At 41.9% G+C, this 12,507-nt stretch carries 13 protein-coding genes; 5 read left to right on the forward strand and 8 right to left on the reverse strand.

The window, feature by feature from the left end; translation table 11 throughout:
* Positions 1 to 46: 46 nt before the first annotated feature.
* Positions 47 to 406 carry a bleomycin resistance protein gene (locus tag LC454_RS06310; protein ID WP_223580732.1) on the forward strand — a complete coding sequence of 120 codons (360 nt, stop codon included), beginning with the start codon at positions 47 to 49 and terminating at the stop codon, positions 404 to 406.
* 199 nt (positions 407 to 605) lie between these two features.
* Here LC454_RS06310 and cysM read toward each other — a convergent pair whose 3' ends face one another.
* The 4 genes from cysM to LC454_RS06330 all read right to left on the reverse strand — a co-directional run bounded on the left by cysM (position 606) and on the right by LC454_RS06330 (position 3,656).
* A complete protein-coding gene (cysM, locus tag LC454_RS06315) occupies positions 606 to 1,478 on the reverse strand; it encodes a cysteine synthase CysM (RefSeq protein WP_223580734.1) in 873 nt (290 codons plus the stop codon).
* A gap of 8 nt (positions 1,479 to 1,486) precedes the next feature.
* Positions 1,487 to 2,296, reverse strand: coding sequence for a serine O-acetyltransferase (locus LC454_RS06320; protein WP_223580736.1), 810 nt, complete (start codon positions 2,294 to 2,296; stop codon positions 1,487 to 1,489).
* A 201-nt stretch (positions 2,297 to 2,497) separates the two neighbouring features.
* Positions 2,498 to 2,881 (reverse strand): DUF3037 domain-containing protein, encoded by a 384-nt coding sequence (locus LC454_RS06325; RefSeq protein WP_223580738.1) that lies wholly within the window; start codon positions 2,879 to 2,881, stop codon positions 2,498 to 2,500.
* Positions 2,859 to 3,656, reverse strand: coding sequence for a HipA family kinase (locus tag LC454_RS06330; RefSeq protein ID WP_223580740.1), 798 nt, complete (start codon positions 3,654 to 3,656; stop codon positions 2,859 to 2,861). Before LC454_RS06330 ends, LC454_RS06325 begins: the two co-directional genes overlap by 23 nt.
* Positions 3,657 to 3,886: 230 nt before the next feature.
* Here LC454_RS06330 and LC454_RS06335 point away from each other — a divergent pair, with 230 nt between their 5' ends.
* From LC454_RS06335 to LC454_RS06350, 4 genes are read left to right on the forward strand one after another with little or no spacing between them, the layout of a single operon-like run.
* The gene (locus LC454_RS06335) at positions 3,887 to 4,429 is read left to right on the forward strand and encodes a DUF1599 domain-containing protein (protein WP_223580742.1); all 543 of its coding nucleotides are present in this window, start codon (positions 3,887 to 3,889) and stop codon (positions 4,427 to 4,429) included.
* A 7-nt stretch (positions 4,430 to 4,436) separates the two neighbouring features.
* Positions 4,437 to 5,621 carry a BT_3928 family protein gene (locus LC454_RS06340; RefSeq protein ID WP_223580744.1) on the forward strand — a complete coding sequence of 395 codons (1,185 nt, stop codon included), beginning with the start codon at positions 4,437 to 4,439 and terminating at the stop codon, positions 5,619 to 5,621.
* Positions 5,622 to 5,627: 6 nt separating this feature from the next.
* On the forward strand, positions 5,628 to 6,143 hold the full coding sequence (locus LC454_RS06345) for a shikimate kinase (protein ID WP_223580746.1): 516 nt from the start codon (positions 5,628 to 5,630) through the stop codon (positions 6,141 to 6,143).
* A 17-nt stretch (positions 6,144 to 6,160) separates the two neighbouring features.
* Positions 6,161 to 7,102: a glycerophosphodiester phosphodiesterase family protein gene (locus LC454_RS06350; RefSeq protein WP_223580748.1), complete on the forward strand. Its 942-nt coding sequence runs from the start codon at positions 6,161 to 6,163 to the stop codon at positions 7,100 to 7,102.
* Positions 7,103 to 7,226: 124 nt separating this feature from the next.
* Here the strand turns inward: LC454_RS06350 and LC454_RS06355 are convergent, their stop codons facing one another.
* The 4 genes from LC454_RS06355 to LC454_RS06370 form a co-directional block, all read right to left on the reverse strand.
* Positions 7,227 to 8,699: a TlpA disulfide reductase family protein gene (locus LC454_RS06355; protein ID WP_223580750.1), complete on the reverse strand. Its 1,473-nt coding sequence runs from the start codon at positions 8,697 to 8,699 to the stop codon at positions 7,227 to 7,229.
* Positions 8,700 to 8,762: 63 nt separating this feature from the next.
* Entirely contained in the window at positions 8,763 to 10,232 is a 1,470-nt protein-coding gene (locus LC454_RS06360; RefSeq protein WP_223580752.1) for a PKD-like family lipoprotein, read from the reverse strand.
* 11 nt (positions 10,233 to 10,243) lie between these two features.
* Positions 10,244 to 11,014, reverse strand: coding sequence for a DUF4843 domain-containing protein (locus LC454_RS06365; RefSeq protein ID WP_223580754.1), 771 nt, complete (start codon positions 11,012 to 11,014; stop codon positions 10,244 to 10,246).
* Between the two features lie 5 nt (positions 11,015 to 11,019).
* Positions 11,020 to 12,507 (reverse strand): RagB/SusD family nutrient uptake outer membrane protein, encoded by a 1,488-nt coding sequence (locus LC454_RS06370; RefSeq protein WP_223580756.1) that lies wholly within the window; start codon positions 12,505 to 12,507, stop codon positions 11,020 to 11,022.

Here is a 12,507-nt window from a genome sequence, read left to right on the forward strand (position 1 = left end):
GATAAATCACTATATTTCAATAAGATTCAAATAAAATAAATAAACGATGAGACTAACTGCGATACACCCCAAATTACCGATGCGCGACAAAGCTGTCACAAGTGATTTTTACTTCGGTCAGCTGGGCTTCATACCTTGTGGCACCGAAGATTATGAAGGATATCTGATGGTCAAAAAAGATCAGATCGAGATTCATTTTTTTGAATTTAGGGAACTGCCACCCGAAGAGAATTATGGCATGATCTATATCCGTACTGATGATATTGATGAGCTTTATCAATCTTTTTTAGCACGTAACATTGCCATCCATCCGAATGGCAAACTGGAGACCAAACCCTGGGGACAACGTGAGTTTTCGATCCTGGATCCCGACAATAACCTGTTGACGTTTGGACAGGGGGTATAGCACCAAAAGTTTGTATGTAAAAAGCAGATCTTGTCGTTAAACTGAGTGTTTATCGACGTGGGTCAGTCAGATTCGATAAGAAAATTGCAATAAGAAAGTAGTCTTTATTACAAAAAGCCCGTCTTTATTATACTTGGTTTTAGTATAATAAAGACAGGCTCTATAGTTTATATTACGAGTCTATTTGACCTGGCTTAGACTAACCAAATAGGTCTGAGCTTAAGTAACGGTCACCCCTATCGCATGCGATAAAGACAATGAGACCTTCCTCAATTTCACTGGCAATTTTCAGCGCGCCAGCAAATGCTCCGCCTGTACTCATACCCGCAAATACTCCTTCGCGTTTCACCAGTTCGCGCGCCAATTCTGTGGCTTCCTGTTGTGAAATATCAATCACACGATCCACACGGCTCGGATCAAATATCTTTGGCAGATAGGCTTCTGGCCAGCGCCTGATTCCGGGTATAGATGACTCGGGTGTAGGTTGACAACCGACGATCTGTATCTCTGGATTTTTCTCCTTAAGGTAAATGGAATTCCCCATAATCGTTCCCGTCGTCCCCATAGCACTCACAAAATGGGAAATTTTCCCATCCGTATCGCGCCATATTTCTGGCCCGGTTGTTTTGATATGGGCTTTATAGTTATCCGGATTGGCAAATTGGTTTAAGATGTAATAGCCTTCTTTCAACGCTTTCTCCTCGGCATAGTCACGACATATTTCCATAGATTCTAAGAGCGTAACCTTCGCACCATAAGCCTCCATGGTCAACGTCCGCTCGCGGGTAGACGATGCGGGCATAACCAGTTCCAAACTTAAACCATATATTCCGGCAATCATGGCCAGGGCTATGCCTGTATTGCCACTTGTCGCTTCAATAAGCTTGCTTTCTTTTGAAATTTCACCACGCTCCATCGCCGAGCGTATCATATTTAACGCCGCGCGATCTTTGACTGAGCCGGCAGGATTATTCCCCTCCATCTTTGCAAAGATCCGCACCCTGGGATTCGCATGAAATTGGGTAATCTCCACCAGGGGTGTATTGCCTATGGTATCTATAATATTTCCCATAAATGTATCTATATGATTGGTTTTGAATCTATAAATTTTGCAGTTGCCTGGTGGTATACTGTAGTATAAGGTTCGACCGAACTCGTCAACCAAACATTACCACCAATAACTGAATGATGACCTATACGTGTCTCACCGCCCAAAATAGTCGCTCCGGAATAGATGATGACATGGTCCTCGATTGTTGGATGGCGTTTGACATTCGAAAAGACCTTATCCACACTCAAGGCACCCAACGTAACACCTTGGTATAGTTTAACGTAATTACCAATTGTACAAGTCTCTCCGATGACTAGCCCTGTACCATGATCTATGTGAAGATGATGACCAATGGTCGCCCCTGGATGAATATCAATACCTGTCTTTGAATGGGCATGTTCAGTCAATATCCTTGGAATCAGAGGCACACCTAGACGGTGAAGCTCATTTGCCATTCTGAAAATACAGATCGCAAAAAAACCGGGATAGGTGCGTACAACCTCACGCTTATTTTGCGCAGCCGGATCTCCATCCATCAATGCATCAGCATCCCAGCACATCAGCTCGTACAACACTGGAATACGTTCAAAAAACTGATGGGCCACTTGTGCATGATTGCAATGACCACAGGCTTTTGACTTGCTAAGAAGCTGTTCCAACTCCAGTTCAAATTGTTCAAAAGCAAGTTTTACATCTTCTACCGATTTCATTTCGCCAGAATTTCGCTCCGGAAAAAGCACATCCAAAATTTTGGTTGCCCAGCCGCAGATCTTCTTATTGGAAGGCATTTCTAAAACAGCTAATTGCTGCTCATAGATATGTTGATAAAAATCATGCATCTTCAAAAGTAAATATTAAAACAAATATACTATACAATATTGATAGATTAAGCCTTATTACCAATAAGGCTACGATTAAATCATTTTTTCTTTCTATTTGAGTTCCAGCCCCGTCCCAAACATATTACCTAAAGCATCGTTGCAACAAGCATTTTTTCATCCTTTTGGCACAAGTCCCATTTGGCGGCCTGACAATGTCTACTAAAGCACCAGGCGCTCAAACAAATTTTGCAATGTTGTTTCGGGATCTTCACAGAGTCCGGGATGTGAGGCCGAACACTGGATGACCGTGCTCCGTTTAGCTGTAAGCCAACGAAAACGCTCCGTGATATCCAGCGCAGCTAGTCTTCCGGCATCTTTATCGCCATTACAGATCCGTTGAAAGGAAGACAGGTGGTTTTCGATTAGTTCCAATTCAATTTTAGGACAGAGCGCACGCACTTTTTGCTCGTCGATGGCATAGACCATCTTGGCAAAGCGATATTTACGACAGTAGAGCGCAATACCAACATTGATAAATTCCTCACGCTCTACACGCGGTACCAGTCGCACCACAGCATATTCATATAAGGTTCTTTCTGGCATCTTCTATCTGTTTTACAAAAATTGACGAGCTCGCCACACGTTGTTTCAAGAATGAAACATACACTTCTCTCGCATCCGCCGCTGACAATTCACGTTCGGAATCCACCAACCATTCGTCTGGCACAACGGCCAATATCTTACGAAAAACATCCTCCGTAAAAATAGGGCCAAATTCAGCATCTATTTTTTCGACAATGGTCGCATTTTTTAACAACACATGATCTTTAATCTGCACAAAAGGTTTGTGCGATTGTTCTTCCCAATTTTCCCAGCTGTGGTGAAAATACAGGGACGCGCCATGGTCGATCAACCACAGTTCTTTGTGCCAGATCAACATATTGGTATTCCGGACTGTGCGGTCAACATTCATCAACAAGGCATCCAGCCACACAATCTTCGAAGCCTCTTCCGCACCGATCACATCAACATTGGCATCAAAAGTAATCGCCCCACTCAAAAAATGGAGCCCAAGGTTTTTCCCCACACTAAATTTGAGTAGATCCTGTATTTCTTCATCTGGTTCTGAGCGCCCAAAAGATTCATCCAGATGTGCAAAGACGATTTCAGGCACTCTTAATTTTAACAGTCTGGCTAGCTCACCGCCGACCAGTTCAGCAATCAGTGCCTTCGGTCCTTGTCCTGCTCCTCTAAATTTGATGACATAACTAAAGCCATCATCAGCATCGACCAGCGCCGGCAAAGATCCACCTTCCCGAAATGGCTGAACATATCGGGTAATCTCTACCTCGCGAATAATAGGTTGTTGAAAATTCATGAATTTCTATTTTCTTGCTGTTCAAAGTTGACAATCAACTCTGCGCATAATATCAAATTAAGATAAAGTTAGTTTTAAAACCTTTAATGGCCGAAAAATCGCAAATATTTATTTAAATTTCAGCAAAATAGCGCAAATTGTACATTCATTTGACCATCAGAAGTACTATTTTCTAATTATATTTGTCCTATAATCTCGACTTGTTTAATCAAGTTCTTTTCAAAAGCGATATGGATACTATTCAGGAATATAACAGTGTGATCAAGCACTGTCAAGATTTATTTATAAAAAAAACAAAAGATTATGGCACAGCATGGCGGATCATGCGTCTGTCTTCCATTACCGACCAGATTTATATCAAGGCACAACGCATACGTACACTCGAGGTCAAAAAAGTATCCAAGGTTGGAGAGGGTGTCGTGGACGAATACATCGGTATTATCAATTATTGTATTATGGCTATGATCCAGATTGATCTAGGTGAAGATGGGGAGGAAAACCTTGATTCCACCTTTGTCAATCAAAAATATACCGAAAAAGTAACGGAAACCAGAGACCTCATGCTGGCCAAAAATCATGATTACGGTGAGGCTTGGCGTGATATGCGTGTTTCTTCAATGACAGATTTGATCCTAATGAAAATTCATCGGGTCAAACAGATCGAGGACAATGATGGCCAAACCATTGTTTCCGAAGGCATTCACGCCAATTACCAGGATATGCTCAACTACGCAGTTTTTGCGTTAATTAAATTAGGACTAGCACAACAATAATCGGATAATGACAGCAGCACAACAGACAACAAAGACAAATTACCTTTTAGGTTTTTGCCGCATTTTCACTGGACTTCTTTTTATTTTCTCTGGATTTATCAAAGCCAATGACCCTACTGGTTTCGGCTATAAACTACAGGAATATTTTGAGGTATTCCACCTGACTGCGTTCAATGAATACGCGACCGCTATTGCTGTAGTGATCTGTGGTTTTGAAATCCTTTTAGGTGCCCTATTGTTGTTTGGTGTCTATGCCAATTTAGTGGCTTGGGGATTACTGTTATTGATCCTATTTTTCACCTTTTTGACATTTTATTCCGCGTTTTTCGAAGTTGTCACCTCCTGTGGATGTTTCGGCGACGCCATTCCACTGACCCCTTGGCAATCTTTTTCCAAAGATCTGGTGTTATTGGTCTTGATTCTGATCATCTTTTTTTATCACAAACAGATTCGGTCTATTATCAAAGGTTCTGGCAATCAATTTGTTGTCACATTGATTACAGCTATTGTTTCCTTGGGTATCGGAGTATATACGGTCAACTATCTTCCTTTTATAGATTTCTTACCCTATAAAATTGGTAATAACCTCCCTTCGCTGATGGTTCTTCCGGAGGGAAAAGAAGCTGATGTCTTTGAGCAGCTCTATACTATGAAAAACAAAAAGACAGGTGAGACCAAGAAAGTCAATGACAAAATCTATATGGCGGATAAGCTATGGGAGGACGAATCATGGGAAATCATCGGCGAGCCGGAAAGCAGACTTGTCAAAAAAGGATATGATATTCCTATTCCCGACTTATTGATCACGGACGCCGACGGTGCTGATCATACACAGGAGATCATCAACAACCCCTATTATAATGTTATCATTGTCGCGAAGGATCTTTCGTCTACCAATATAGATGCCCTCCAGAAAATCAATCAGACGGTGACACAGATGACCAAAGATTACAATGGTCTTCGTGTTGTCCTACTGACTGCCTCTGCATCCAAAGATGCACAATACCTGAGTGACAAGATGCAATTGATTGCTGAAATATACTATGCGGATTTAATTCCATTAAAAAGCATGGTCAGAGCCAATCCGGGGGTGATCTTATTAAAAGGTGGAAATGTAATGGGCAAATGGCATTACAATAATTTCCCGGATGCAAAAACGATCGAAGACAATTTTTTAAGTAAGGACAAATAGAATAATATGCCTAAACCTATATTTTTGATTGGCTATATGGGCAGTGGAAAGACTACACTGGGAAAAAAGTTGGCCAACAAATTAGATTTACCTTTTATCGACACTGACGAAGAAATCGTGAAGCAGATCGGCATGAGCATTACCGAATATTTTGGCGAACATGGTGAAGCAGCCTTTCGAGAACTTGAGCGTGAGCAGATCCGTAAATTTGCAGACAACTATGCCGTTATATCCACGGGTGGTGGCGCTCCATGTTTTTTTGACAACATGGATTGGATCAGAGCCAATGGTTATGCAGTATATCTACAAATGACCCCAAAAGCATTATTTGATCGTCTGTCACAATCAAAATTACACAAAAGACCTATTCTAATCGGTAAATCACCGGAAGAACTACGGGCCTTTATCGAAGAGAAATTAACAGAACGCGAGCCCTACTACAGCCAAGCCCATTTGACAATAGATCAGCTCAACACAACAGTAGAGACTTTAGTTGCCCTGATCAATCAGCATAATACCTAATCGTACAATAGTTAATAATGAGCATACGCCCACACTTCTTTTTTTCACTCTTGAGCTGTATACTACTTGTCAGCAGCTGTTTTCGCCACAGCGGTGATACCGAAGGCTTACCTGTGGGCAAGCGCATTCAGCTGACGGCCGTAGAAGATCTCTATCAATTTCTGACCTATGATGATAATCGTTTTCCACTAGTCAGCCTGCATCGTGGTGGCCCCACTTCCGGCTATCCGGAAAATGCATTAGAGACCTTTGCTTACAATGCCGGTCTACAACCTGTTATTGTGGAGTGTGATGTTCGATTGAGCAAAGATTCTGCATTGGTACTCATGCATGACAATACGCTCAACCGCACCACCACAGGCCGTGGATCTGTCAGTGAACACACATTGGCCGAACTCAAAAAATTGCGTTTGGTAGACAACAACAAGAAAATAACACCTTACAAGATCCCCACTCTTGATGAAGCACTCGCTTGGGGAAAAGGAAAGGTCATATTTACGCTAGACATAAAAAATGATGTTCCCTACGAATCGGTGATCAATGTCATCCGTCAGCAACGTGCCGAATCTAGTGTTGTTATCATCACTTATAGTGCTGGTCAGGCTGGCAAAGTGCATAACCTAGCCGGGGATCTAATGATATCCGCTTCTGTGAAGAACCTCGATGACCTCGCCCGCCTCAACGAAAAAGATATCCCTGACAATAAGCTGTTAGCCTTCGTGGGCACACGAGAAGCTGATCCTGAGCTTACCAAAGTATTGCATGATCATGGGATTATGTGTATTTTGGGCACCCAAGGTAATCTTGACAAACAAGCTACCAAGAAAGGATTTCAATTGTATGCCAGTTTTATTGAACGCGGTGCCGATATCTTGAGTACCGACCAGCCAAAGGTGGCTGGACGGGCATTAAATTTCTATATCAAAAAAAGAGGGATAACTTCCAAATTTGTGCAGTAAATATGTTACTCTCAAATAAGACACCTTTCTTAAAAAAATCCGCAGCCATCTATTAAAGAAGAAAGCTACGGATTTCATTAGATTTACGCTGTTATCGTAGATTTATGCTATTGTCTTGGAGCAATTATCCCTTTCTTGCGAGTTCGATCTTCGTTGAGATTTCATGAACAATTTTTTCCACGTCAGCTCCTCCACCCGAAGATTGAAAACGGATGAAACCGTCTTTATCAATAATAACCTTAGTAGGGATACCTTTAACACCATATGCGGTAACAACAGACTTATCCCGCTCTTTCATTTCATCAAATAAAACATGGAAACTATATTTATTTTCGCTGATAAAATTATTGACCAACTCTTTATAGTTCTCCTCTTTCTGCCATGTGTTGATAAATAAAAAGGCTACATCAGGATCATTTGAATATTTGTTTACCGCAGCTTGCATTCCGGGAAAGGACATTTTGCAAGGACCACACCAGGTTGCCCAGAAATCAAGTACTACAACCTTACCTTTCATACTTGCCAGGGAAACTTCTTTACCAGAACGATCTACAAGTGAGAATTGTGCGGCCTCTTTTTTGACCATCTCAGATTTCAATTTTGAAACCAGCATTTCATCAATGCGCCCGTTTAAGTCTTTGAGATAGGTAGTCGTGTCCGATAGGTTATTGTTCAATTTGCTATACAAGGGCAGCAATTCGGCCATTAATTCAGGTTCTTTTCCGTTCTTAATAACTTCGGTCTCCATGAGCTGAAAAGCATCTAAGCTTTTTCCTTTCGCTTCCAGTGCTTTAGCATAGGCTATGGTTGCCGTTTCTGAGGGTAATTCGCGGTGCACTTTCGCTAATATATCCAAGGCTTTGTCTACCTGTTGATTGCCTAACAAGGCCTCCGCATATTGTAGACTAATACCACCCAGATATTGCCGTCCTATATTTCCTTTTTGACCTTCCGTTTTTTGTTGGCTGAGATTAAGATAAACTGGTTCCAGTGTTTTTTGCGCGAAGACATATTCCTTTTGCCGGTTTAGCTCCTGGCCAATCGCGAAAACAGCATTTGTATAATTTGCTGTGGATCTCAGCTGATCTAAGTAACTGTTCACCTTATCAAGGTTTTTCTCCTTTGCATACTGCTGAGCGACGGTCCCCATGGCAAATCCATATATTCCCTTGTTTTTTTCATCGTAACTGCTTTCAGGAAATTGCTTGCTTAAACGAATATACTCCGCCTCTGCTTGCGCAGCTGTCAGTTCATTTTTTTCAAACAGCTTGCCAAAGGCTTCGTTTCGAGCTGTTATTCCTTTGGGAAACTTCTTGCCGATACTCTTTTTAATGGCTTCTGCCTTATCATTTTTTTCCAGGCCAGTATAGATGCGTCCCGCAAGCAGTTGGTCTTCCTCTTTTTTTGATTTCGCCAAATAATCGGCTTCCTTCAAAACCTCCGCTTTGGACTCCGCTGTTCCCTGTTGGAACAATCCATTTAAATGTTTATAAAGTTCATCCTGTGTAACTCCTTTTTTTGCTGCCAGCTGTCCAAAAGTGGCTTGACTCCCCAAAAACAACAGGGGAATCGCTAATGTTAATGTTTTTAAGTTCATGTTTTTAGATTTATCTATTTTTTTAATCATTCTGCGAGAATTTATATTTTACCCTTTATCTCATTATTCTACCAGTATGCCTAAATGTACATCGACAATTTCATCAACAACATGTTTGTGAACCTGTTCCAATGCCATTGTATTGGCGTTATAGATATAAATTGAACCGGGTTTACTCGCTGTAGGATCATTCGTGGCAATCATCAATTTACCGTCCAGAATCTTAAACTTGACAATATCACCCGTGGCATCCGATGGTAGCTGCACATATTTTTGAAATTCTACCCCTAAATAAGACGCCATATAAATAGTCTTGCCCGCCGCCATATACCATCTGCTTGTCCGCCCATCAAAATAAACATAACCGATTTGACTAGATGTGGGCACTGTGGCAGTTCCCAGCTGGCTGAAAGCCTTTGGTTTATAATCGGCGCTATAATCCAAACGATAGGAATACAGTTGATTATCTTGTCTAAAGAGATAAATATGGTTGATCGATGGGATATTAGCATAGCTACAGGCCAGGAATGTTTTTCCGTTCATCAATTCCTGCCCCGCAATTTCCTTATAGTCATTCACATAATTATATTCGTTACTGGTCACCCCATTATCCCAGACACGCACTCTTTTATTGTTTTCGTTGTATATACTCATAAAATACCGCCCGTTTCCAAGTGGTGTAGCAACCCCATTTGGAGCTATTTTATAGTCCGAAGGATCATTGATAAATGCTGGAAGTGCAATTGTACCTTTCCTTAACACATGAAATTTACCTTTATTGACCGCATAGATCACCTCATTATAGAGATCCGCCTGTACCTGAGTCGGGCGGAACACAAAATCTCCGCCCCCTACGTAACTTGACGAATTGTACAATAAAGTGGGAACAAACTCACGGGAATCAATAACTACCACGGGATTTACAGCATCCTGAACACCAATGGTCAAAACATTATAAAAGTCCGAAGACGAGGCACCGTATTTTTTTGTTCCGCTGATGGACAGAGGGTTTTTCCCCAACTTATCCAAGTTGGATAGCAGGACCTGGTCAAACGAGGATTTTTTGGAAATACTGGATAAGCAATAGAGCGAAGCATCTTTCGCCTTATTCTGGGTCAAAACATAGTAGCCCCATTTATAGGGATTCACAATATTCAAAAAGCAATTATAGCTTGTTGTCGTACCCGTTGATTTGTCAGTGACATGAAACTCTGCTGAAATCTTCCCATAGCGTTTATTCGCTACATAGAAAAGGTTTTTCGTTTTGCTTACTGTTACGGAATCCACCTTCCATTCAAAAGTCAGCGCACTGGTATCACTGCCTGACAATGAGCCCATGACAGTAGGGTTCAATCGGACGGTGTCATGAAAAGGAATTTCATAGATCCGCCCCGTGGGATGACTATTATCCAATAAACCGGCGATCGCAATGGCGTTCACATCTTTGTAATCATAATTGCCCAAATCCTTGGAGCAGCCTTCAAATAGAAAAATTGCCAAGAACAGGATATAAGTTAGACTTTTTAAGTTCATCTGCTTGAGCGTTAAGGTAATTGAATTCGTTCTTTCGTACTATCGCCGTTCGGATACACCTGATGGTCGATAAAATACTGCTTGAGCACCTGGATATAGTTAAATGTCACAGGATACCAGCTTCCATTGGCTGAGGTAGGCATATTATTCCAATAATATACCGGACCCGGCGCGGCTGTGTAAAGGTCAGGCGATGGATCTGCTCCGAGATAATAGATCTGCATCCATTGCTGAAATACTTCCTTTTGATACGGCCCGAAATAATTCTTCCAGGTATTCCACCATAAAGGTTCGTTCAGAATGTCATCAACGACAATTTTTATTTTCTGATTGTATACATTCCCGGGAACAAATTCACTATTTCCCTCCAACCGCAAATAGAGTACTGTCGGTTCGGTCTTCATCTTGATGGAGCGCTGGAATGTGATAAACAGCGTATCCACAAAGTTATTTGCCCCCATCACCGGAGAAGAGAATTTCACCGTATTAGGTTCATATCGGGAAGAATCTTCCACGATGTAAGCATAGGTACGGTTATTGGATCTTGACTCCCCACCCACCCGAATAGGTACCGCAATTGTCTTTTCCTTGCGCTGCAGATCGGTGTCCAGCGCAAAACCATAATATACGCTATCAATGTATTTTTCAGCTGCTCGAGTATTGGCATTCGGATAAGCAAAATAAATGTAGCTCTGCCCGGCATCAAACTGAAGCATGTTGTCGTTTTTGTTACAGGCTCCCAGTACAACGGTAGCACAAAAAAGCAAAATATATCTTTTCATTTTGATTAATTTTGAGGATTATACAACAATTCATCCGCTGGAATCGGTAGCCTGAAAATCTCATTTTTAGGCTGTACCGGAGTGGCTCGATCTATCGGCCGAAAGAGGCGCTTATATTCTGTGAATAAATACCCCTCGCCAATATTTTCCTTACGCATTTCGTCAAATATTAGGTCCCTGATCTTTTGTGTGGTCATATCCGCGCTCAGGGCAAGATCCGTGGTAATATTTCTTGTATTACGGACAAGGTTTAGATATTCCATTGCCTTGGCCGGGTTGATGGAAGCATAGTTTTCAGCTGCAATCATATAAATTGTATGCAAGCCAATCACCTTACTTTCATACAAAGGTCTGTAATTCATGTCTGAAGGCAGACGAGTCTGATCAAACAAGTACTTGGACAGTTTCCAGGGATAAGAGGTATTGGGCTGTACGAACCAACCAGCGAGACGTGCATCATTGAGTGAGCCATGGACCGAGCTATTGTAAAGATTCGTACGCAACCAGGTATAATTGGGAAATAAAAACGGTGAAGTCGAGCTTGTTGTTGTCGCATCCGCCTGAGCAAAAACAGTGCTTACCTTTGCCCCTAACCTACTGGAAAACAAAGCAAAAATATTTTCCATGGGCATACGTGTATTTCCCACAGATCCATTTTCACTGGAAAGTGCCATCCGAATGCTTTGTGTTGTCTTCAATTCGGTAATAACCTCTTCCGCATATTTCCCGGCGTTGACCAGATCACCTTTCCACTGTGCCACCATGGCCTGTAGCGCGACAATAGCGTAATAATTCATTCGGATCCCCCGGTAATCAATCAGGCTATTGTATGGCTCATAGGCAAATTGATTTAAATTGGCATTACGGGCATTGGACCGAATAGGATCTTTTTCCAGTAAATCCCGGGCCTCGGACAGGTCTTTTTCCAGCAAAGCGATCACCTCCGCTGCTGAGGAAAATTTAGTAGCTGAATAAACAACCGCAGTCCGGTAAGGGATCGCTTTCGCCTCAATCCCTTCGCTCGAAACGGCTGGCCCAAACAGTTTTAACAGCTGAAAATGACAGAACGCTCTTAGCCCGATTGCCTCACCACGCACCAAATTGTAGTAGGGATCATTTTCAATACGGCCTACATTTCCCAGGATAATATTCGTCTGATTGATACACTGGTAAAACCTCGCCCAGATGTTATCGATCACTTTCTTCGGCTCATCGTAATTATACTCATAACGAAAGGAACGATAATATTTATGGGCTGAATTAGTCACATTATATGACCCCACCAGACTTTCCATAAAACCATATTTCATCTCCCGGCCATACAGCGTATCCGTATTTAATGTTTCGTATACCCCCGCAAGCGCCGCGTTGAAACCTGAACGATCGGTGAGCAGATCTTCTTCATAGGCCTTATCCGTTGGGTTTACATTTAAGAACTTTTCGCAGCTCGACAATAAACCGAGCATCACGACGGCAATTAGTAACTTTTTCAT

The sequence above is a fragment of the Sphingobacterium sp. GVS05A genome (genome assembly GCF_019969845.1).
In the GTDB taxonomy this organism is placed as follows: domain Bacteria; phylum Bacteroidota; class Bacteroidia; order Sphingobacteriales; family Sphingobacteriaceae; genus Sphingobacterium.